This is a genomic window from Bradyrhizobium sp. U531 (assembly GCF_051710265.1).
Lineage (GTDB): Bacteria > Pseudomonadota > Alphaproteobacteria > Rhizobiales > Xanthobacteraceae > Bradyrhizobium.
This window is the reverse complement of the sequence record NZ_JASVEN010000015.1, coordinates 78,492-99,193: the sequence shown is the minus strand read 5'-3', so window position 1 is coordinate 99,193 and position 20,702 is coordinate 78,492. Positions and strand designations below refer to the sequence as shown.

19 protein-coding genes, 1 tRNA gene and 1 pseudogene are annotated in these 20,702 nt (G+C 58.2%); 11 read left to right on the top strand and 10 right to left on the bottom strand.

The window, feature by feature from the left end; all coding sequences use genetic code 11:
• Together QRQ56_RS37660 and QRQ56_RS37655 are read right to left on the bottom strand one after the other, a co-directional pair.
• Nucleotides 1-233: pseudogene (locus QRQ56_RS37660) on the bottom strand (hypothetical protein); the annotation flags it as partial.
• Nucleotides 234-322: 89 nt separating this feature from the next.
• Nucleotides 323-499: a hypothetical protein gene (locus QRQ56_RS37655; protein ID WP_438746804.1), complete on the bottom strand. Its 177-nt coding sequence runs from the start codon at nucleotides 497-499 to the stop codon at nucleotides 323-325.
• A 422-nt stretch (nucleotides 500-921) separates the two neighbouring features.
• Between QRQ56_RS37655 and QRQ56_RS37650 the strand changes: the two genes are divergently transcribed.
• Together QRQ56_RS37650 and QRQ56_RS37645 are read left to right on the top strand one after the other, a co-directional pair.
• On the top strand, nucleotides 922-2,541 hold the full coding sequence (locus tag QRQ56_RS37650; protein WP_438746803.1) for a tyrosine-type recombinase/integrase: 1,620 nt from the start codon (nucleotides 922-924) through the stop codon (nucleotides 2,539-2,541).
• 3 nt (nucleotides 2,542-2,544) lie between these two features.
• Nucleotides 2,545-3,954 (top strand): hypothetical protein, encoded by a 1,410-nt coding sequence (locus QRQ56_RS37645; protein WP_438746802.1) that lies wholly within the window; start codon nucleotides 2,545-2,547, stop codon nucleotides 3,952-3,954.
• Nucleotides 3,955-4,521: 567 nt separating this feature from the next.
• Here the strand turns inward: QRQ56_RS37645 and QRQ56_RS37640 are convergent.
• Both QRQ56_RS37640 and QRQ56_RS37635 read right to left on the bottom strand, forming a co-directional pair.
• Nucleotides 4,522-4,764: a helix-turn-helix domain-containing protein gene (locus QRQ56_RS37640; protein ID WP_438746810.1), complete on the bottom strand. Its 243-nt coding sequence runs from the start codon at nucleotides 4,762-4,764 to the stop codon at nucleotides 4,522-4,524.
• Nucleotides 4,765-5,241: 477 nt separating this feature from the next.
• On the bottom strand, nucleotides 5,242-5,913 hold the full coding sequence (locus tag QRQ56_RS37635; RefSeq protein ID WP_438746801.1) for a recombinase family protein: 672 nt from the start codon (nucleotides 5,911-5,913) through the stop codon (nucleotides 5,242-5,244).
• Between the two features lie 218 nt (nucleotides 5,914-6,131).
• On the opposite strand from QRQ56_RS37635, the gene QRQ56_RS37630 reads away from it, so the two are divergent.
• From QRQ56_RS37630 to QRQ56_RS37615, 4 genes are read left to right on the top strand one after another with little or no spacing between them, the layout of a single operon-like run.
• Nucleotides 6,132-7,691 carry an N-6 DNA methylase gene (locus QRQ56_RS37630; protein WP_438746800.1) on the top strand — a complete coding sequence of 520 codons (1,560 nt, stop codon included), beginning with the start codon at nucleotides 6,132-6,134 and terminating at the stop codon, nucleotides 7,689-7,691.
• Nucleotides 7,681-9,855, top strand: coding sequence for a sensor histidine kinase (locus QRQ56_RS37625; RefSeq protein WP_438746799.1), 2,175 nt, complete (start codon nucleotides 7,681-7,683; stop codon nucleotides 9,853-9,855). The genes QRQ56_RS37630 and QRQ56_RS37625 overlap by 11 nt, the downstream gene beginning before the upstream one ends.
• Nucleotides 9,848-10,948, top strand: coding sequence for a hypothetical protein (locus tag QRQ56_RS37620; RefSeq protein ID WP_438746798.1), 1,101 nt, complete (start codon nucleotides 9,848-9,850; stop codon nucleotides 10,946-10,948). Before QRQ56_RS37625 ends, QRQ56_RS37620 begins: the two co-directional genes overlap by 8 nt.
• Nucleotides 10,945-11,769 (top strand): hypothetical protein, encoded by an 825-nt coding sequence (locus tag QRQ56_RS37615; RefSeq protein ID WP_438746797.1) that lies wholly within the window; start codon nucleotides 10,945-10,947, stop codon nucleotides 11,767-11,769. The genes QRQ56_RS37620 and QRQ56_RS37615 overlap by 4 nt, the downstream gene beginning before the upstream one ends.
• Nucleotides 11,770-11,869: 100 nt before the next feature.
• On the opposite strand, the gene QRQ56_RS37610 is transcribed toward QRQ56_RS37615, so the two are convergent.
• The 5 genes from QRQ56_RS37610 to QRQ56_RS37590 form a co-directional block, all read right to left on the bottom strand.
• Nucleotides 11,870-12,232, bottom strand: a complete 363-nt coding sequence (locus QRQ56_RS37610) for a hypothetical protein (protein ID WP_438746796.1) — start codon at nucleotides 12,230-12,232, stop codon at nucleotides 11,870-11,872.
• A gap of 292 nt (nucleotides 12,233-12,524) precedes the next feature.
• Nucleotides 12,525-12,725: a hypothetical protein gene (locus QRQ56_RS37605; protein ID WP_438746795.1), complete on the bottom strand. Its 201-nt coding sequence runs from the start codon at nucleotides 12,723-12,725 to the stop codon at nucleotides 12,525-12,527.
• On the bottom strand, nucleotides 12,722-13,489 hold the full coding sequence (locus QRQ56_RS37600; protein ID WP_438746794.1) for an E2 domain-containing protein: 768 nt from the start codon (nucleotides 13,487-13,489) through the stop codon (nucleotides 12,722-12,724). The genes QRQ56_RS37605 and QRQ56_RS37600 overlap by 4 nt, the downstream gene beginning before the upstream one ends.
• Before the next feature lie 9 nt (nucleotides 13,490-13,498).
• A complete protein-coding gene (locus tag QRQ56_RS37595; protein WP_438746793.1) occupies nucleotides 13,499-14,980 on the bottom strand; it encodes an adenylate/guanylate cyclase domain-containing protein in 1,482 nt (493 codons plus the stop codon).
• Between the two features lie 10 nt (nucleotides 14,981-14,990).
• Nucleotides 14,991-16,103: a cyclic nucleotide-binding domain-containing protein gene (locus QRQ56_RS37590; protein WP_438746792.1), complete on the bottom strand. Its 1,113-nt coding sequence runs from the start codon at nucleotides 16,101-16,103 to the stop codon at nucleotides 14,991-14,993.
• Between the two features lie 239 nt (nucleotides 16,104-16,342).
• Here QRQ56_RS37590 and QRQ56_RS37585 point away from each other — a divergent pair, with 239 nt between their 5' ends.
• The 5 genes from QRQ56_RS37585 (at nucleotide 16,343) to QRQ56_RS37565 (ending at nucleotide 19,219) form a co-directional block, all read left to right on the top strand.
• Nucleotides 16,343-16,870, top strand: a complete 528-nt coding sequence (locus QRQ56_RS37585) for a hypothetical protein (protein ID WP_438746791.1) — start codon at nucleotides 16,343-16,345, stop codon at nucleotides 16,868-16,870.
• The gene (locus tag QRQ56_RS37580) at nucleotides 16,870-17,298 is read left to right on the top strand and encodes a hypothetical protein (protein WP_438746790.1); all 429 of its coding nucleotides are present in this window, start codon (nucleotides 16,870-16,872) and stop codon (nucleotides 17,296-17,298) included. The genes QRQ56_RS37585 and QRQ56_RS37580 overlap by 1 nt, the downstream gene beginning before the upstream one ends.
• 4 nt (nucleotides 17,299-17,302) lie before the next feature.
• Nucleotides 17,303-18,067, top strand: coding sequence for an ImmA/IrrE family metallo-endopeptidase (locus tag QRQ56_RS37575; protein ID WP_438746789.1), 765 nt, complete (start codon nucleotides 17,303-17,305; stop codon nucleotides 18,065-18,067).
• Nucleotides 18,068-18,581: 514 nt separating this feature from the next.
• Nucleotides 18,582-18,646: transfer RNA gene (locus QRQ56_RS37570), tRNA-Glu, on the top strand.
• A gap of 390 nt (nucleotides 18,647-19,036) precedes the next feature.
• Nucleotides 19,037-19,219, top strand: coding sequence for a helix-turn-helix domain-containing protein (locus QRQ56_RS37565; RefSeq protein ID WP_438746809.1), 183 nt, complete (start codon nucleotides 19,037-19,039; stop codon nucleotides 19,217-19,219).
• A gap of 183 nt (nucleotides 19,220-19,402) precedes the next feature.
• On the opposite strand, the gene QRQ56_RS37560 is transcribed toward QRQ56_RS37565, so the two are convergent.
• Entirely contained in the window at nucleotides 19,403-20,695 is a 1,293-nt protein-coding gene (locus tag QRQ56_RS37560) for a DUF4238 domain-containing protein (RefSeq protein WP_438746788.1), read from the bottom strand.
• Between the last annotated feature and the right edge of the window lie 7 nt (nucleotides 20,696-20,702).

The window sequence follows — 20,702 nt, the reverse complement described above, 5'->3', positions numbered from 1 at the left end:
AGCGGGTGGTTCGGATCGCGCCGCCACTGCTCCAGCGCTCCGGGCGTGCGCCGGATGACCGCGGCCGTCTCCAAAGCCGTCAAATTAGAGCTGCCCGGCAGCGTCTCGATATCGAACGTCGCGGGCGGTGGCATGCCCCGGTTCTTGCGATGGCGCTTCGCGACACGTGGGATTTTCCGACTGCCTGGCGACCCTAATGCCTCGATCCGAGTCTTTTCGTCCTTGCCGCTCATGCCTCCGCCCCGAACCATGACCGGTCTGGGGCAATAAGATATCGTAGACGTCTCCAGCAAGATAGAAATCAAGAGCGCGGGTATGGCTGCTAGGTAGCTGTGGCGTACAAATGGGACGGATCGTAGGCGCTTAGTATCCTTGCAACGACAATCCATATGTTGTCGCGTCCGCCATTTGAGAGCGCTAATCCGAGCAGATCGGATGCACAGTCTTCCACGCCTTTGGCGGCATCGATAACCGAAGCCACTTCGTCTTCACCGACCATGTCGGTTAATCCGTCGCTGCAAAAGCAGGAGGGTCTCCCCGATCGTCAGCGGCCCCGTCGAGCCGAGGTGCGGCCGGATGCGGGTGTTTGCGACGCGCCCGCCGAGGGATTGGGTGATGAGGTGTGAAAACCGACGCGGGCCGGGTCCACTTGTACCTATCGGTACGTCGTCGTGGCTCAGTCGGACAAGACCGGAAGACGAGTGACGATACAGCCGGCTGTCGCCGACGTTGAAATGAACGACACCCGCGCCGCTGACGGCAGAACCGACGATCGTCGTGCCCATGCCTCTGGCTGTGGAACAGGAGGTTGGTGGTTCGAGCCCACCCAACTGTACCAAGCTGGGAAATTCCTTCGCAACTCCGGTATCTTACTGATAGACCTAACCTATTTGCGCCGCCTAAATACAAAAGGCGCTACAAATGGCATTGCGAATGGTCGCGTTGAACCGAGCTGCGGACGGTCGGTGGTTTGCTCGCAAGGGTATCCCCGAGGATGTCCGTGAGGAGTACCAGAGGCTCTACGGGCATAAGCGTGAGGCTCACCTCAAGCTCCCTGCTGACACACCAAAACACGAAGCGAAGGCCCGTCTCGGAGAGTGGGAAGCCGAGATAGAGACCCGCATTGCGACCTTGCGTGCCCAAAGGAACGGCGAGGGCCAGCCGCTCACAAGAATAAACGCAATCGCGCTCGCGGGGCGCTGGTACAACTGGTTCGTGAAGCAACACGAGGATGAGCCAGGGCCAGCGAAGCGGTGGGCGCAGTTGAGCGACTATCTTGTATGGGATGTGATCTATGATCACGCACCAGACAGCTATCAGGAGGATCCTCGCCTTGACCCTGATTGGGATAAGGAGCCCGAAGTTCGCGAGGCAGTGCGCCCCCAGATTGCAGAGATAGCGCGAGTTGCGACGTTCCTTGCCACCGAGGGCATAGCCCTGAACCACACAGCTTACGCCCTCTTTGTCGATGCCGTTAGCGACCATCTACTGTCGGCCATCACTCTGCTGGAGAAGCGGGCGAACGGTGACTACTCTCCTGATTTGACACCCCAACAATTTCCGCCTTTCGCCCAGAGCGCCGCGCATCGGGCGACTGGTGCGAGCTGTTGGCAATTGTTCGAAGCCTTCGTGAAAGCCACCACGCCAGCGCCCACGACCGTCTCGCGATGGCGTGCTGTATTCCTTGAGATGCAGAAGCACTTCGCAGACACCGCCGCCAATGGCATCACGGAGGATGCCGCCCGCTCGTGGGTCGCCCGCCTCGTTGGGGAGGAGCGCACCGCCTACACTGTGCGAGAGGTGTGGCTGTCAGCATCACGGCGCGTGTTCGGTTGGGCCGCTCTGCACAAGCACGTAGGTAAGAACCCGTTCAAAGAGGTGCATGTGGATGTGCCCAGAAGGCGGCGGACGCGCGAAACGAAAGCGTTCCGGGCGGAGGAAGCGAGCTTGATTTTGCAGGCGGCATTGGCCTATGAGGCGCCCAAGACAGCCCGTGATCGCGCGCGTCGTTGGGTGCCTTGGCTATGCGCCTACTCCGGTGCTCGGTCTGGCGAGGTGACCCAATTGCGCGGCGAGGACATCAAACGACGTGATGGCTTCTATGCCATGACCCTCACGGTAGAAGCGGGGACTATGAAAACGGGACGGACCCGCATAGTTCCCATTCACGAACACCTTGTCGAGCAGGGCTTTACCGAGTTTGTGCGTAGGGCTGGGAATGGGCCGTTATTCTACAATCCCCACGACACCGACCCAACGCAAGATGATCCGACGAAGCCACGTCGCTCTCGTGCGGCCACCACTCGCGCCCACCTGAGCACATGGGTGCGTGAAATCGGCGTGACCGACCCGGAGGTGAAGCCGAATCATGCGTGGCGACACACCTTCAAGCAAATTGCCGACCGCGTCGGCATCCCAGAGAAGCTACACGACGAAATCACAGGGCACGAGCACGCGACGGAGGGCCGCAAGTACGGGGCGCCTACTGTCGAGGACATGGCAGAGGCTCTGAAGAAGTTCCCACGCTACAGGTTGACTTGAACTATGGCTGATGAATCCGAGAACTGGGAGCCGCAGGAGCGGGTGGGGTGGGAGCCAAAGACCCCACGGGAGCACCGTGAACCGCTCGGCAACGCGCCTTTAGCCACGCTGCGTGCAACACCCTCAACCGAACAAGCCTTCAAGCTCATGGGCGATTTGGCCCAGCGCTATCCGAGGTCACAAGCGGCAAGGGGCAAAGCATACGCGCGGCGGAAGACACTGGTCAGCTATGCGCACGCGAGCGGTGCATTCATCGCTGAGTTGCTCGCCGCTATTGAAACCGGCCGGAGCGAGGGATGGATCAGGTGCTCCCATAGGAAAAGCGACTACACTGGCCGAGACGTCTCATGGGCTATGTTCGATGGCGTGGCGAAGGCTTGGCTTGAAGCGGAATTGATCCAGCGTAAGCAGGGCTATCCGGGCATGCTCGCGATGGGAAACCCAGGCCCCACGTCCGGCAAGCTCACGCGGTATCGGGCCACGACGAAGCTCTTGGAGATTGCTGCGGAGCACGGCATCACACCAGCTAATGTGCTGGATCATTTCGACCTCGATTTCGTAATGCTTTCTGAGTTGGTTCAGCTCAGCCAACCGTTCGAACGCACTCCTAACACTGAGGTGGTGGCGCGGCTCCGTGAACAGCTTGCAGAACTCAACGCATTCGCTGCCAAACACCCGCTCACTCACCCCACGCGCACAATCAAGCACCTCGGATGGGTTCGAAAATTCCATCAGTACGGTGCAGGCTTCAGGTGGGATAAGGGCGGTCGGCTGTACTCACAGCCTCAAGGAGCCCATTGTTACCAATCGCTCCCCTCAGTAGACCGCCAGGAGCTGCGGATCGACGGCCACCGTGTGGTCGAGCTCGACCTATCCTCGTCCTATCTCACTATCTTCTACGCCCTGTGCGATGAGCAACTCGACCTCAGCCAAGATGCCTACATGGGTATCCTCGGCCCCACTGACCTCGACCGGCATGTGGCCAAGTTCTGGGTCAATGCTTCGCTCTCCAATGGCAATCTCCTCAGCAAATGGAGCAAGAACGTCCTCGATAGCCTTCTTGGCCAGCTCGCAGCGAAGGAACGAACCGGCTTCGATCCAGGGCGCTATCCCATGAGGGTGATTAGAGAGAAGGTCTTGCACCGTCATCCGTTGCTTGAGCGGTGGGGCGGGCGCATCAGAGGACGGATCATGAGCTGGGCTGATCTGATGTACCTTGAAAGCCAGGCCATTCTTGGAGCCATGCTGACCCTGATGCGAGATCATCAAGTTCCGAGCTTCCCTGTCCACGATAGTCTCATCGTCCCCGTCTCCAAGTACAAGGTCGCGAGAGAGGCACTACTCCTCCACTTCCGCTTACAAACGGGAAGGGTGGCCAGAGTGAAACCCGAAGCCGATCCAGAGGATTGGTAAACTCAGTTATAACGCTGACGGGATACAACTCGGTAGGGGTCCGAGGGGCATATCTCAGGGGTGTATCTCCACGGGATTATCCCTGAGCTATACCGGCGAGGCCCCGCACCATAACGTGGAAAGAATGTTGGACCGGGCCCGGGTGATGCGCCCCAAAGGAGTTCCTGCCGTGGCGATAATGTTACAAGGCGGGTGTGGTGGGGAACGCCTGGGGCACCGCGCGGCCTGACAGGCCCCAGAATGCCCTACGGAATCTCAGGACTACATGCGGCGCCGGTGCACTCAGGAGCCGCCAAAGAACGGAGGGCCGCTCACCGGCCTCCCTACGAATCCAGAGAAGCCATAGGACGCCAAGGCAACCCTGAGCCTACCGGCCTGCCGGTGCCGGACCCGCCCGAAAGTACCGGCACGGGCGAGCAGGGTCAGTCCTCCGGGCGGTCCAGGATGCCCATCGGGGCTATCCTCCGCCGTCCGCCAGCGTCTAAAACTTCAACCATGCGTGCAGCCAGGGCGGATCCGCGCTCGGTCAGAAATACATAGCGGTGTCGAAGGTCACGTTGGGTGCGTTCATCCTTGACGACCAGAAGGCCGACCATCGGCACCACGAATATGTCTCGTAGTAAGGACCCGAAGATGATGGGAGATGGTGGAAGGCTTGACGCCGCACCTGTCCGCCAGCGTCGATACCTTTAGTCCCTCCTCAGCCCAAACCGCGAGGAATGTGGTGGCCTGCGCAACGGTCAAGCGATGATACAACTCCAGCAACACAAGTATCGCTGTGGAGAAGCGGACAACGAGGGTTCGCTCCATGGATCCGAGTTGACGAAACTGATTTTGAACATCGTGTAGCACTTCGTGCTCCTCATCCAGAGTGCAAGAGGATGAGAGAAGCACGGCCCTCAAGTAAATAATACGGAACGGCGTGGCAGCTAATTTACAAGTGTCGAATGATTGCTAAAGGCGAAGGCATTTTGATGTGGTTGGCACGGTCCGGCACCATAGCGGGCTCAGCAACACGCTGCTGCCGCAACCTTCGCCGCCGCCGCCCCTTCAAGCCAAGGAAGCTCGAAGTGGCACGGGGGGCGATGATGAGTTTAGGATCCATTATTCAAGGAAGGACCCGTTGATTTCAGATTCGTGCGGGCGCGCTTCGCCTCAACCGCTGCGGTAGATCAGCCACAGGCCGACGATGAGGAGCACGCCTGGGCCCTTGGGGGCCTGGAACGCAGTGAGGAGTGTGGAGAGCAGCACCATCATTGTCCCAAGGGTTGACATCGTGGCCGCTCCCTATGCCCGCTCAAGGATGTTTGCGACCGACTGGGCGTACCATTGGCCTCCTCGGGCTGTAGGGATACCCCGAGCATTCAGCGCGTCCGCCACCTGCCTGAGCGTGCTCGCGCCGGCCTTCTGGGCCTCTCGGATGATCGGCAGCACGTTCGCGGCGTAGCGGTCCGCCTCGGCTTTCACGGCTTCTACGGCTCCCTTGCGGGCCACGTGGAGCTTAGGGTTGCCTAGGGTGAGACCGCGGGCCTTAGCGGCCGACAGGGCTTGCCGGGTGCGCGTAGAGATCAGCGCGCGTTCCTTCTCGGCCAACGCGGCGAACAGGTGGAGCACGAACGGGTCTACGTCAGGGCCAAGCTCAGCGACCACAAAGGGCACCTTGTGCGCCATGAGCCCGCTTATGAAGTGAACGTCGCGACTGAGCCGGTCCAGCTTCGCCACGCCTACATGGCACTTGAGCTTCCGTGCAGCGGCCAGGGCGGCCTTGAGTTGAGGCCTGCGGTCGAGCGCGTCAGAGCCTTTGCCCGTCTCTACCTCAACGAACTCGCGGGACACTTCGTATCCCTCGGAGGACGCGAAGTGGGCCAGGGTCTGCCGCTGGGCCTCAATGCCCAGGCCTGAGCGGCCTTGGCCCGAGGTAGATGCGCGGATGTAGGTGATGAGGGGAGCCGTGGGCACGTGAGGATCCTCCAGACGGGATCTGTAAATAATCTATACGTCCGTTTAGGATTTATACAACTGCATTTTCGCTGCCACCTTCCGCTTTGGTGCCCGCCGCGAGGTAGTATTGCAGCCGTGACACGCCGCTGATTTCGCAAAACGTGGCGGTTTCGGCAAAAAGACGTCAGCGGCAAATTCTTGTATAGGGGGCACGGCGAGAGCTGGGGGCGGGATTCGTGCAAGAAGCCAGACGGAAGGTACTTGGAGCCTATTACACACCACCAGATCTAGCTGACTTTCTGGCAGATTGGGTGGTAACCGGACCAAACCAGAGGGTTCTGGAGCCAAGTATCGGCCAAGGTGCTCTCGTAAGAGCAGTCCTCCATCGATTGAGAGCAGAATCTGCAGGCACGGTTGTCGGCTGTGAAATCGATGCGCGCACCATCAAGAAAACGAAGCAGGCGTTTCCCGGCCTAAGCGCAGCTTTCCGCAACGTAGATTTCTTGCGTCAATCGCCAATTGAATTGGGAGTTTTCGATGCGGTGGTCGCTAATCCTCCGTTCACCCGCAATCACGACCTGAGTCAAAAAAAGCGAAAAGAACTCAGAGGGACGACGAACTTCAAGGACATCGTCTCAGGTGCACCTGGATTATGGGTGTATTTTCTCATTCATAGCCTGGAGTTCTTGAAGCAGGGGGGGCGGCTAGCCTTTGTCGTTCCTGCTTCCATTGAATTCGCGGACTATGCCCGTCCCGCTGTCGAAGAGCTGTTGCGACGATTCAGGCAAGTTAGACTCGTTCGTGTCACGGAGGCAATCGAGTGGGAAGGCGATGCGCAGCAAAGCGCCGTTTTAGTTTTGGCTGCGGATTATGGCCACGGCCCCGCGGAAAGACTCGAGCGTGGAGAAATCGCCAGTGATCGCGTTTATCATTCTGACGTGCCCACGGCTGGCGATAAGTTCACGGTTGATAGCAGCGTCACTCTAGCTGAACTCGCAACGGTCGAAATCGGAGTTGTTACGGGGGCCAACGACTTCTTCCTGCTGAACCAAGAAACGGCCCGTGAAAGCAAGATACCGTCTAGGGCCATGACGCCCATTATCGGGCGAGCGCGTCATGCAAAGGGACTTTCGTTCAGTAAGGAAGATGCCCGCGAACTGGCCCGTTTGGGCGAAAGGACTCTGCTGTTCCTCCCAAAGGGCGCACTTGGGAAACGCGGATCTCCTCTGCGGAAGTACCTCCTGAAGATCACCAAGGAGCGCCGCGAAGGAGTTCTCTGGTTTTCAAAAAGGGCGCCTTGGTGGCGCGTTCAGCTCGGACGTGAATGCGATGCCGTCTTTAGTTATATGAATCATCTCGGTCCGCACCTAACTATGGTCGAGAGAGGAGTGACCTGCACGAACACGCTCCATCGCATACGATTCAAATGCCGAGATGAAGAAACAATGCGTAGCGTCTGCGTCGCTGTCCTTTCGACTTACACGCAACTTCATGCTGAACGAATTGGCCGAGTCTATGGAGGCGGTGTCCTTAAATTCGAGCTAAAGGACGTGCGACGCCTTCCGATTCTGCTGCCCCAAAAACATATTAGCAAAGCAATGTTCAATCGGATCGATATAGCTTTGCGCTCTGGAGCAACGGAAATAGCCCGCGCCCTCGCGGACGAGTTTGTGATGCCTCAGTTTTTCGGCTCGGAATGGCGAGCGGCGGTGAGTCAAATGGAAATGGAGCTTACTAAGAGACGAGCACTGCGACGTCTTGGAAGCAAGAAGCGGAAGGCACCCCGTGGCCAGTAAGGATGTTTCCTTCAGTACCGATGCAAGCGTTATTGCTCGACTCGGGCGCGAGTTGGTGGGCAAACAAGAGACCGCGCTGACTGAGTTGATTAAGAATGCATACGACGCCGATGCTACTCACGTAGATGTCGTCCTCACGCAGCAAGAGCCTTCAGTTCTCGAGATCCGAGACAATGGAAGCGGGATGACGCTGGAGGAGCTTACAAACGGATTCCTGCGTATCGCGAGCACCGGAAAGGTGGAGCAGCCTAAGTCCCCTAAGTTCCGCCGCATTCGCGCTGGGCGAAAAGGTATCGGACGTTTCGCAGCCGAGCGTTTGGGGCGATCACTTCTGCTTACAACAAAGAGCCGTAGGACGGAGGGAATTCGGCTGTCCGTCGACTGGGACGCGTTCAAGCCCGGGATTCAGCTCGGAGACGTGAAGGCTCGGCTAGAGCAAACCAATGATAAAGCGCTAGGCACGACTCTTCGGATCGAAAAATTAAGAGATTCTTGGAGTGAAGATCAGCTCCGTCGTTGTCTTCACAATGTAGTGGGACTGTTGCAGCCATTTCCAATTGCCAAGGTGGCGGGAGATGAGAGCGCTGACCCCGGCTTCGAAGTTCGCTTCATTCGAGAGGGAGAGCTTTTCGAAGATACGACTATTAGCGATCTGCAGTCAGAGATTTTGTCTCACGCCCACGCCATCATAGAAGTGCGGGTCGACTCCAAGGGAGTTGCACAATGGAGGCTGACGAAAAATCGCTTCGGCGAAAATCGCTCATGGAAGCAAATCCACCATGATGCCAACAACAAGAAGCCGGTCGCTTACAAACACCTGCGCGACCTTGCGGCGAAAGCGCACTACTTCATTCTTCAAGGTAATCTTCTGCCAGGTATCGTCTCAACTCGCATCCGTCAGCTTCTCAGTGAGCGAGGAGGTATTAGAGTCTATAGGAACGGCTTCAGAGTCGTTCCCTATGGCGACCCCGACGACGATTGGCTTGGCTTAGATTTCATTTACTCTCGCCGAGCGGAAACACTTGCGCCAATAGCAAATCGAAATTTTTTTGGTGTCGTCGAACTCCATGACGTCAAAGGGGACAGATTTGAAGAGCGTACGTCGCGAGAGGGATTGATTGACAACCCTGAATTTCAGGAACTCCAAAATCTACTGTCCTCTGTGTTAATTACCGCTGTAAATGCAATTGCCTCAGATCGGGGACGGGTTGGTGCTGCGAGCGAACGAAAGCCAAAAGCGCGCGAACGGGCGAGTGACGCCGGTAGTATGCGGCAGAAGGTCAAGGAATTAATTGAGAAAGTCGACCTTACGGGTGCGGAGAGTCCTCCGCCTGAACTGCGGCACGAACTGGAATCCATCGAACAGGGCCTTCGGGATGTTGAGGCCGATGCAGCTGCTTATGTTCAAGAAGTTGAGATGCTGAGATTTCTGGCCAGCATCGGAATGGCAAGTGCCGAATTCACTCACGAGATTCGTGTCACGTTTCAGACGTTCGGTCTAGACATGGATCGAGTGTTGGCCTTTGCAAGTAGTGTTTCGAAGGACGCCAGTCTCCGAAAAGCGATCACGCGAGTTGACGGCGCCCGACAGAGGATCGAAGCCTTCACGGGCTACTTCAATGAGACGATGGCATCAAGAAATCTTAGGCAGCGGGCCCCCGTCAGTTTGAAAAAGGCCGTCGTAGATTTTGCACAAGGCGTAGAGTCCATAGTCGAGCTGCAAGGTATCGAGGTCGAAACAAAAGTACCCGAGTTGGATCCACTCTTTGCAGCGCCAATGCATGAAGCTGAACTTAGCTCCATTCTTCTTAACTTTCTCACGAATGCGATAAAGGCGATTAAGCGCGGAGGCGGTGACCGTAAGATTCTAATTGAAGCAGATCGGGTGTCTCAAAAGAGGTTGGTGCTTCGCTTCTGTGATACAGGGGATGGTATTCAATCATCACTTCGAAAGCAGATATTCGACGCTTTTGTAACGATCCAGGATGCTCCGCCGAGCTTTGCACCAGAGCGACGGTTCGCCGTCGGTACGGGAATCGGTTTGTGGATTGTGAAGCAGATCGTCGAAAATTTTGGTGGCGAAATTAGTGTGGGGAAGCCCCCGCTTGGGTACGCAACCTGCTTCGAGGTGCTTGTTCCTGATGAGGGAGTTGGTCGTGCCTAAGACGACGCGAATTTGGGTAGTGGTTGACGATCAAAAGGACGTTGATGCTTATTGCGATACGTTCAATGAGGTCGTCGAAAGCGCCGGGTTTAGGTGGCGTCGGATGAAGCCATCCGAAGTAGGCGAAGGGCTTCTCAGCAGAACGAAAGAGCCGATTGCGGGTGTCTTGGTGGATATCGATCTGTCAAGCGACCCGGGTGTGAAGGGGACTGGGCTTGGCATAGCTCAAGATATTCGGGCGAAGCAGAAGAGTCGGTTGTTGGCCGACTATCCATTGATTCGTTTTGCCAACCCAGTCCCTGTAGGAAAATTCGTAGGAGCTGACCCGGGCAGCAATGACCTGTTTGATCTTCTGGTTCCGAAAGATGCTGCGCGCAAAGATGCCTTGGATGTTACGCGGCGATGCGTAGCCTTAAGGGAGTTATACGATGAACTGTCAGCGCGCAGGGCGTTCAGTGAGAAGCGCTTAGCGGGCATGTGCGGCCTAACCGTAAAGGAATTTGAGCTTTGGTCCGACGAGAGACTGTTCCAGAGAATGCAAGCAGGGATGGCCAAGGGGGGAGCCGTTCACGTTGGCGCTGGAGCATTCGTACGGACGTTCCTCGAGCCAGAAGGGCTGTTGATTGACGAAGCGTTGGTCGCGGTACGGCTTGGGATAGATGTGAAGGCATCCGGCCCATCCTGGAAGACGTTGCTAAAAAAAATCGACACTGCCGCGTATTGCGGCTTGGGCTCGAAAGCGTTTAAGCGCTGGTGGGCGCGAGGATTGGAAAGGTTTTGGCATGGCGTCGATGCCGAACATTTCCTTCAAGAGCTCACCGCAGCTCAACGCGTGGAAAAGCTAATTGCTCATTTCAAGTTGAAGAGCCTAAAGCCGCTATCGAAGCCGAATAATCGGTACTGGAGGCTTTGCACCATATCGCGAGAGCAAGGACGCTTGGTCCCAATCGATCCGCAGACTGCGATTTCTATGATTCCGGCCGTCACGCGAGAGCCTTGGTTGGAGCCAGAACAAGCGGCGCTGGATGTTGCGCTTATGCATAAGGACGACGGTCGCCTGGACAAAAATGATCTCAAGCGGCTCAGGCCATGAAGTTACCTGTTTTTTGGACGGAAACGATTGCGGATTTGCAGCGCTTCGCAAACGCGTTGAATAGAGTGAGGCAGACGGCCGACTTGGCGGCGGGTTTGCTGGGAAGCTTGGGGTCAATTCGCAATCAGGCCAGCGTGGTTGCAACGGAAGACGGCACCGGAAGGCGTTATAGAGCCATTCGGATACCGGAGCTTATGATTGTCCCGCCCGCTGCGCGTCAGTTGCATCCAGCGAAGACAAAGCTTGAAAGAGCTTCGCTGCAGATAATTTACGAGTGCTACGAAAAGGTCGAAGTTGCCACACGGCTAGGAGGCGAGCACTTTGATCGAATACGGCGCGCAGATTTTCAGGTTTGCGTTAAAGGCAGCGTTGCTTTTGGGAACACGTCCGTCGCAGTGGAAGATCATTGGAGAATCGACACGCATTGTTTTGAGGGAGATTCTGCGGAGCCCCATCCGTGGGTTCACTATCAGAGGGGCGGGCACGCTCAGGATCAGTTTGCCCAAACGGTTGGATTTCTTCCCGGGAGTTGCCTAGAGAAAGCGAAGTTCCATGCTGGGGCTAACCTGTGTGCGTTGATGCAGACGGCCCCGCCGCGTGTCCCTACACCCCCAATGGATCCGATCTGTGCGATCAATTTCGTAATTGCCCAACACGATGGGGCGGCGTGGAAGAAGCTTTGGGCCATCCCTGAATACGACGGCGTTGTTCGGAAAGTTCAGGAAAAGCTTTGGGTGCCCTACTTCAATATGGTTGCGAATGGCGAGCAGAGGAAAAGGCTAATGCCTTTCTTCGGTGCTCCATCACCTGGTTCGAGCTAGCTAGCGCGGTTCGGCTTGGGAATTTTCTTGTTCCATAGCGCGCAGGTGCAATACCTGCAGGTCGAGCCCCCTTCCAAGGCGTTCGTTGCTAGGACCTAGTTTAAAGCTGGTCCAGCGAAGGCTGTCGCCCGACGGCTTGCAGGTCTGGAAGGTGCTTGTCCTCGATAAAGCCAGCTTCCAAAGCGGCCGCCTTGTTCAGAATGGCCGTTTGTGCCTGTCGTCCCCAGTTGCTGCCCTTTGCTGTCTCTGGCATCGCAAACCGAATTTGAATCTGAACCGCCTCTCCAGATTTGGCTCCGACAGCTTTGGCAAACGCAGCGCAGAAATCCTCAAACTGCTGGTCTAGATTGCGCCCGGGCGAGTGCGTCTTCTCCCAATCCTCGAGCGGACCAAACTCCTTCACCAAACGCATATAGAGCACCCGACGCACATCACCCGTCCAAATGTCCGGTTGCCAAGCCATCAAGCTCCTCCCGCCGTTAGGAATAGTAGTATGCGACAGTCAGGTTGATTTTAAAACTCATTGCTGAAATACAAAAGTCCGCTACAAAAGCTGACACTGCGGCAGCAAATAACTCAGGTTTATCAAGGCCCCGGCTGGGAGTTGGCAGTACCCACCCAACTGTACCACTAAAATCAAATGATTAGCTGTGCTTCTCCTAATTGGCGATCCGTAATAGCTACAAGGTAGCTACCACGGCGATTGCTATCGCTCGCAAACGGGTAATCACTTGTTTAGCGAGGCAGGAGTTCCTTTAGATGGGCGCGACGCCGCAATCGTGCAGCGCGCGACCGAAGCGGACCTCGAACAGCGTCGCCATGTTGTTGGTGGACAGGCCGCCGCGCTCGCCCGCGCGTTCGAGCAGAGCGGCCGACCACGACAGCGGCCGTAGTGCTTCGATGGCCTCGGCTGTAGCCATGGCCTCCGCCGAGGTGAGCACAAAGAAGGAGGTCACGTCGTAACCCCCTGCGCTGCGGTCACAGGACGGGCGCTGCCGTCGGTCTTTCTGAGCGGGCATTCCTGCATGGTGCCGCAGCAGGTCACATGGCCCCGAAGGCTACGCCAAAATCCGTCGACCAGGGCACGGCGCCGGTGTTCGAACACGATCGGGCAGCCGAGCCCGCTACGACGGCAATCCCGGCGAAGCATGACGCGTCCGTGCCGATCGGCGCGCCCGCAGACGCACGCGCTGCGCCCGTTCCGCAACGCTCCGGTCTTAGGGGCGATCTTGCGCAAGCCGGACGCGATGAGCCCAGTATCGAAGGCGACGGCCTCGCGATAGATCGCGCGCAAGCCGAGTTGATCAGCCGCATTCTCCGCCGCGAGCTCCACTTCGCCTGCTTCTCCGTGGGAAAGTTGGGCTTCGTTGGGCCAGAAACCGGTCTCCTCGGCGGTCTCCTGGCAGAGCGCAAACGCATGCAGTTTGTCCCACCACGCCGGTGCGGTCTCGGTCGTGATGCCTTCGCCGGCACGCAGCCCGATGCAGAACGAGCCGTCCGGGTTGATATGCCGCTCGGGGCAGCACGACGGCAGTGCCTTGCTGATCTCGCGCTCGAACACGCTGACGTCGCTGCCAAGGTGCAGCAACTTGAGCTCGAAGAGCCTGGTGAAGGTCTTGCTGGCGCGCACCGCAACGATGTCGACGTGCGCCTCGCGACCGTCTACTGGCCGGAACTCCGCCCATGTGGGACAGCATTGTGCGAGCGCGGCGAGCGACATGACCGGCGATTATCCCCGCGGCGACTTCGAAAGCGTTGCATGGGAGCGCGCCGCCGGTTCGCTACGGAGAATCTGCACCGCGGGTGCTTGCGCCGTCCAAAGCAGGTCCGAAGCGGAGTCGAATGACATCAGCCGGCCTGCCGAGAAGTGCTTGCGGACGGCTGGGTCGGCGACGGCGGCCGCGGCCGCGCCCAGGCGCACGCCGCCATGTTCGATGGCCTGCTGCGTCCGTTCGGCGTCGATTGTGGCGCGGCTGGCGGCGCAGCGGACGCCCTCGTCGCCGCGGTGGCCCAGTCGGGTCAACGGGGTCGGGCCGTATTCGATGCCGACCGCCAAATCGATTGCGGCGTCCGAACGCACCGTCTCCAGACAGAGATCGAACGAAGACCTCATGGCGGAGGCGCACAGCACCGCCTCGCGCACGCTTTTCGCCGCATCGTCGGCGCGCTCGCCTTCGGCCACACAGCCGTGGATGCAGTCGCCGATGAAACGCACGCGCTTGCCACCGAAATCTTCCTTCAGGACCGAGTTGAGCTCCTCTCGGATGACGTGAACGACCTTGACCGCCTCGCGGATCTTTTCGGAGCCGCCCAGGATCGATTGGTCGACGAAGTTGGTGAAGCCGTCGATGTCCGCGAAGATCGAAGCCATGCCCATGCGGATCGAGTTGGCTGGTGACAGCTCGCTGAACTTGACGGTGGACAGCGGCAGCGTCGGGCGCTTGAAGCGGAACATCGGCTCCGAGAAATCCGTCGCAACGGCCGAGGCGGTTCGATCGAGACTGTTGAAGGCATATTTCCTCGCTGCGGTTTCGACGTAAGCCTCGTCGAGCGTCATGGTACCCGCGCGCTTTTGAATTGCCCCGGCGGTGACGCGCTTCAGGGCCGTGTCGGTGAGGAAGATGCCCTGCTCGGAGCTCGAAGCGACGAGCTTCGCGGCGTGGTTCGCGGCCCGCCCCAGGAAAAGGGTGTCTTTTTCGTGCGCGCCGCGGCCGGTGGTCATGGCGAGGCACTTGCCGTGATCGATGCCGAAACGGATACGCGAGGGAAAACCGTGCGCGTCGCCGACCTTCCGAGCGGCTTCCGTAAGTTTCCGGGCAAGCGCTACGGCGCGCTCGATCTGCGCCGCGGGGTTGCCGACCGGGGATGCGATGACGGCGTGAAGACGGGCGCCGTGATAGTCGATGCGGTCGCCGTCGTCGCCTTCGACGATGGAGTCCCAGACCCGGTAGTGCATGTTCAGAAAGCGCAGCAGGCGGCGGTGTGCCGCCTCGGTCTCCTGACCGTGCTCCGTGACGAGATCTTCGAAGTCGAGAAGCTGGCCGTACAGGTGCGCGCCTTCGACGACGAACGCCTCGCGGTTCGGCATGCGGCTCAACAGTCCCCGCTTAGCCGGGACGGCGCTGTCGAGCGCCACTTGGCGATCGACTTCGGGCACCGTCTTCAGGTGCTCGCGGATTCTCGATTTAGCGCGATCTTGATTCCAGGGCATGACCTTCTCCTCAGATGGAATAGACGTCGAGTTCGACGTCGTGCTTCACTGCCACCCTCGTCGGGCCCCGGAACGTGTCGGGGTTGGTGCCCGACCGGACCATCAGGTCGCGCAAGGTCGGGCTGATCCTGATGTCGCCGAGTTCAGGCGACTTCGCCTGTTCGTACCGGGCCGCTGTGTTGACCGCGGCGCCAAGCAGCGTGACGGCGATCCTGTTCTCCGCGCCGAAGTCGCCGAACGAGACGTCGCCCGCATGCAGCCCGATCCGCAGGCCAAGCGGCAGGCCGTGCTGCTCGAAGTAGGCTTTGCATTCCGACGCGATCTTCAGAACGCAGGCGAGTGCGGAAGTCGGCTCGCACCGCTCGCGGTCGTCGGAGTCGACGAACCAGTAGGCCATCGCGCCGTCGCCCATGAGCTTGTCGATCTGGCCGCCGGATCCGCGTATCGCGTTGATCTGGATCGCCGCGAGCTTGCCGAGGTGTTCGGCGACCTCGATCGCGGCCTTCGAGGCCGACCAGATGCTGAAGCCGGCGATGTCGCTGAACAGGACGATCGCGCGGCGGTTCTGAATCGAAGGTCTTTCGCCGCTGGTCGCCATCTTGACGAGGCCGAGGGCGTCTCCGTCCGAAAACCGGCGGAGAAGCAGTTCATGCTGCGCGGCCAGGCTGCGCAACTCGGAGCGCATATTGGTTGCCTGCTCGAGTTTGTGGTTGATCACGCCCGCCAGCGTCAGCGTCCAGATGACCTTCTCTCGGTCGTCGAGTCGCTCCTGAAACGAGGCGTCGATGCACAGCAGCTTGACGGGCCCGATCGCCTTGACGTCCGCGGTCCGGGCACCATCCTTGCCGGACAGGACGTGCACCAGACCCTGCTCACCGAAAAGTTCGCCTGGCCCGCGGAAGGTAACGATCTGATCGTCGGCCCGGATCTCGACCTGGCCATCGATGACGAGCCAACAGCCCTGGACACGGTCGCCCCTCTTGCAGATCGTTTCACCCGGTAGCCGGTCGACCTCGGTGCAGAGACGGGTGCGTTCCAACGCGTTCCGGATCGCCACCGGATCCGGGCAAAATTGCTCAAGAAAGAAGCTCAACTTCTTTTCTGCTGCAACGGGAAGGCTCATATGGCGGCCCGCGGGTCGGCCTTGAGCACCTCGGGCAGGTCGATGCGGGTGACGTCGGCGCTGACAAGGGGATAAAAGGTCAGCTTGGCTGTCATATTCGTCTCGCCTAATGTATTCCGGCTCGAAGTGAGCCCCTACCTTCTAAAGCTCGCGACCAGTGAGAAGTCGGAAGCGGAATTCCGCTAAATTTATTTCCTACTTCGCTCGATTCGCGAGCTATGGCTTTCGGAGGTAGCCGATTGACCGATCAATCCCCAAAAGCGGCGGCATTGCTGACGCTTACCGCGGACCAGCGGAAGAAGCTGGTCGCTTTGGCGCGGGTGAAGGTGCGCGGCACCACCTTGCAAGTCGATGACCTCCTTCAGAGCGCTCGGGCACGTTGGCTAAATCCGGATTCGAAGGCCGGAGACGATGCATTCGAAGTTCTGTTGGGCGCGGTGAACAGCATTGCGTCCAACGATCGGCGCCGAAGCGCAACGGTCCGCCGTATCGAGGGAAAGCGGCTCGTAGCCGCGTCGGCCGATGCGCCCGACCCGATCGAACTCGCGCAGGATCTGGGGCCTCCCCAGGATGCCGCATTCCTCCGCGAGCAGATCTACCGGATCTGCGACGACGAGGAGGCAAAAACGCTGCTGCTCCTCCTGGACGACAACGCGACGCGGGAGGAAATCCTCGCCGAAACCGGATGGGACGTAACGAACTATGAAACTGTCAGGAAGAGAATGAAGAAGTGGGGTGCTTCCCTCTATAAGGAAGGGAAATTGTGATGGAGACCGATCGTGAACTCTCGTTTCGCGAAGAGCTCCTGGAAGAGATCCAGCAGGAGATTCTGTCGCTCGAAGGATCCGAACTAGACGAGTATCTGATCGCCTTGGGCATGGATCCGAACGATCTGCTGGAAAGTTTCGACGCGGTTTTCCAGGCTCCCGAAATCGCTGCGAAGCGCCGGAAATTCGCGGCCGCCCGGCAGCGTCCGCGCGAATCTCAAGCACCCCTCAGCGCAATGGTCCTATCATTCGACCCGGCGAAGAAGCGTGAGATCCACTCTGCCGTTACCAAAAGGGTCGACCTCACCGGCGACATGACCATTGCGGCACGCAATCGGCGTATCGAATCAGACAACGACCTCGACAGCTTCCTCGAGGCTTGTCTGCGACTCGGGCTTATCGACGAGTCCGGCAAGCTGAAGGAATGATAGCTTGCGCCCGGCCGAACAGCTCCTCGTCGAACTCGGCATTTCCGAGGCCAAGGAAATCGACCTCCTCGCCATCGCGGATTGTGTCGGCGTGCAAGTCTTGTACAGGCGGCTCGTCGGCTGCGAAGCCCAGATCATCGGCTTTAAGGACCGGGCGATCGTCTATGTGAGCGACGGAGCTAAACCGAACAGGAAAAGGTTCAGCACCGGTCATGAGCTTGGACATTGGCATCATCACCGAGGTCAATCGTTCGTTTGCCGTTCCGACGACATCGGTCGTCCCTTGGACGAGCGCTCGCGAAATGCCGAACGGATGGCCGACGTCTATTCCTCCGATCTCATCCTTCCTCCGTACCTCATCAAGCCGAAGCTTCAAGCGATCGGAGATATTTCGCTCGACGCTGTAGTCGGGCTTTCTCAAGAGTTCAAAGCAAGCCTGGCTGCTACCGGCATAAGAATCATGCGGATGACACGAGAGCCTTTGATCCTGATCGCACAGGATCTGGCAGGCACGAAGTGGCAATGGCCGGGGATCATGGTTGGGGGTCTAAGAGTTCGGGACGATATCGACCTGAGATCGAGCGTGAGCCTATCGCTCGCAGGCGTCAACCGGGTCGGACCTGTCAAGAAGGAGTCCGCGAGCTATTGGTTTGATCGCCGACATATCGAGCAATTCGATGTCAAGGTTCAAAGCGTCCGGACGATCGAGGGCGAAGCGTTGACTCTTCTGCGGATCTTGGATCCCAAGATGATCGATATCTATGGGTAGCGCTGACTGGCGGTGAGAGGCATCTAAAAAGTTTCAGAAGCGCATTGTCGCGCTCGCGGCTTGTAGAGTCCGCAAGTCAGCAGGGCCTCGAAAGGAGCGCATGATCGAGGTGAACTAGATACGATTGGAACAAATTAGCTAACGTCCGTTCGGCGAATGTTCGATTGACCGACATGTCTGATGCTTGTGGCGGATACCTAGGGGCTGCGAGTTCGCTGCTCTAGGCGATCCAGTCTCTAGTCCTTCGGCAGGGCCAAGAAAGGCGTTCTAGTATAAGTCGTTGCTATCCTGGTGCAAATGGCAGGACTCGAACCAGCAATCAGATCGTTATGAGCGGCGGGATAGCGATCGGCCTCGTTGATGTTGCTGTCTTTTCGTCAGAACCCGATCGCGTTCGTTACGCTTCGGTTGGGTCGTTTCTGGTGCGAAACTGGTGCGGTCGCGCCTGCTCGGGCAGACGAATCGGCGATTGACATCTATGGGCCTCTATCGCCGAACTCTTTTCAGGATGATCATCGAGCGGATCGACTTGGCCCTCTCAAGGCTGAAACAGGGGTTCGATTCCCCTAGGGAGCGCCAGCAAACTAAGGCACTTAGGTAGCCATCAGCCGCGTTCGTTGAATAATGGTTGAATAAGACGCTGGTGAACAGCGGCGAACGCTTGCGGACTTTGCTGCCGATATTCGCCAAATTGCTTCAGCACGATGCCTCATTGTGGCTGGCGCATTCGCGAAAAATTTCCTCATCGCCATTGGTGTCCGGAAATATTCAAACCGCCGCTGACGTACGCTGTCGCACGCGAGCGCCCTCGGCTGTTCGCATTGACGTTGCTCGTCACACAATCAACTCTTGTCTCGTCGAGTTTTCTGCGAATAGGAGGGCCGCGTGAGATACAATCGACGAGAGAAAACTGGCGGACAACAGTCGCAAGTCATTCCATCCGCTCCGAAAGCCGCAGAACGGAGCACAATGCCATTCGCCCAGCGGCTCACCTGCACGATTGACGATGCATGCGAAGTGACCGGCTTGGGACGCACGAAGCTTTACGAGTTGATAGGAACTGGGCGTATCGTCACGACAACGATCGGACGTCGACGACTAGTTGTGGTGCGCTCACTTCTGGCGCTGCTTGACACCAACATGTCGAGCTAATGGATGTGTGACTTAAGGGCACCACAAAGTGTGGAACAGGTGGTCGGCGGTTCCAGCCCACCCAACTGTGGGCGAAAGCGCCACGGTCCAAGAAGAGATGCGCTTCACTGCGTAAGGTTCGCGACGTTTGCTACCAATTGCTCGACGTTCAATATCGGCGGCATGCTGGCCAGAAAATGAAGCCTAAAGGCGGTTGCGATCCAGACGCTTGCCTAACTCTCTCAAGCTGGCATCACGATGAACCACGCGGAACCAGCCATCGGCCGTGTTTCCGAAAGGCTCGATCATGGCCGCGCCCAGGGTGCGCATGGGGCGTCCATCAATATAGAGTTGGACACGGAGCATTCCCTGATCAGATGCCATTTGGGCTAACAATACGATCTGGCCTGTCCGTGCGGTGATCCCTTCTCCCGAAGGGTCGATTTCGTCAATTGCGAGCACCCCGTGATCGGCGGGACCGTGGACAACGAGGTGTGTTCCCGGCGGCATCCCTGAATCTCGTTTAGGCGGCCGTCCCAAGTCGCCTAACGTCAGGTGTGTCGCGACGGACCGAAGGTGAGGTTGCTGTTCCAACACTTCGCGCGCGAGACCGAACGTATCCGTGGCGGCGTAGAGATACCGCGCACTATGAATAGTTTGCTCATGATTGAGGAAGAGCACCGTCTCCTCATCAATATCGATCGGGTTGCCGGACCTGAGGCCGTCTCTGTATCCGAACACTCGTTCCTTTTGATCCGCCTCGAGACCCGCTTGTTCAGCCAGCTCGTAGCGCTTCACAATTGTCGGACAGTGCAAAGCTATCATGATCTCGGGTGAGATCGGCAGGACGACAAGTATGCCGTGCGAAGTAAGTCCAAGCTCCCCATAGGGGAAGGGATTCATCAGCACGACGGGATGATCAGAGATTATGAACTTATGGCCTCCATTCGCTCGGTAGAGGGCGGGATACAGGCGCAGAAGCGCGACCACTTGCTCGCTGCGATTGAGGAATGTCCGTACTGCGCCGAGGCGCAGCGCGGCATCGGATGGCTTCGCCATGGTCGGATCCTGATCCGGATCGTAGCCTAGCTGCCGTGTCATCTCCCGAAGACGATCGGCGAGGTGCGCCGGTGTGGTCCGACTGAAATGCGTGCGGAGCATTTGGGTGGCGAACAAGTCGGCCAAAGCAAGACGATCATCCTCGGATAGCCAGGCTACCGACTCGCGCGAGAGGATCTCCGCAATAAGACGGGGCGACCGGGTATCGACCTCCTGGAATAGATCTTCGAAGTTCCACTTGCTGGCGCCGAGACTGACGGTGTTGAAGTCGTTTTCTGAGCCAGCGTTGAGTATCGAGGTTCGGAAGGAGCGATCCGTTTGCTTGTCTAGCACGTAAAGAAAATTGCGTTCCGGATCTGCAGAGAAATTCCGAAGCTGCGCCTGCGGCACGTAGTGGTGTTTTTTAGAAGGCCGATTCATTGTTTTGACGCGGTGCATGGACACT

What these genes read in the sequence shown, in the direction of transcription:
- QRQ56_RS37655 (WP_438746804.1), bottom strand. Translation starts at nt 499, where the DNA reads ATGGTCGGTGAAGACGAAGTGGCTTCGGTTATCGATGCCGCCAAAGGC.
- QRQ56_RS37650 (WP_438746803.1), top strand. Translation starts at nt 922, where the DNA reads ATGGCATTGCGAATGGTCGCGTTGAACCGAGCTGCGGACGGTCGGTGG.
- QRQ56_RS37645 (WP_438746802.1), top strand. Translation starts at nt 2,545, where the DNA reads ATGGCTGATGAATCCGAGAACTGGGAGCCGCAGGAGCGGGTGGGGTGG.
- QRQ56_RS37640 (WP_438746810.1), bottom strand. Translation starts at nt 4,764, where the DNA reads ATGGAGCGAACCCTCGTTGTCCGCTTCTCCACAGCGATACTTGTGTTG.
- QRQ56_RS37615 (WP_438746797.1), top strand. Translation starts at nt 10,945, where the DNA reads ATGAAGTTACCTGTTTTTTGGACGGAAACGATTGCGGATTTGCAGCGC.
- QRQ56_RS37610 (WP_438746796.1), bottom strand. Translation starts at nt 12,232, where the DNA reads ATGGCTTGGCAACCGGACATTTGGACGGGTGATGTGCGTCGGGTGCTC.
- QRQ56_RS37600 (WP_438746794.1), bottom strand. Translation starts at nt 13,489, where the DNA reads ATGTCGCTCGCCGCGCTCGCACAATGCTGTCCCACATGGGCGGAGTTC.
- QRQ56_RS37595 (WP_438746793.1), bottom strand. Translation starts at nt 14,980, where the DNA reads ATGCCCTGGAATCAAGATCGCGCTAAATCGAGAATCCGCGAGCACCTG.
- QRQ56_RS37590 (WP_438746792.1), bottom strand. Translation starts at nt 16,103, where the DNA reads ATGAGCCTTCCCGTTGCAGCAGAAAAGAAGTTGAGCTTCTTTCTTGAG.
- QRQ56_RS37580 (WP_438746790.1), top strand. Translation starts at nt 16,870, where the DNA reads ATGGAGACCGATCGTGAACTCTCGTTTCGCGAAGAGCTCCTGGAAGAG.
- QRQ56_RS37565 (WP_438746809.1), top strand. Translation starts at nt 19,037, where the DNA reads ATGCCATTCGCCCAGCGGCTCACCTGCACGATTGACGATGCATGCGAA.
- QRQ56_RS37560 (WP_438746788.1), bottom strand. Translation starts at nt 20,695, where the DNA reads ATGCACCGCGTCAAAACAATGAATCGGCCTTCTAAAAAACACCACTAC.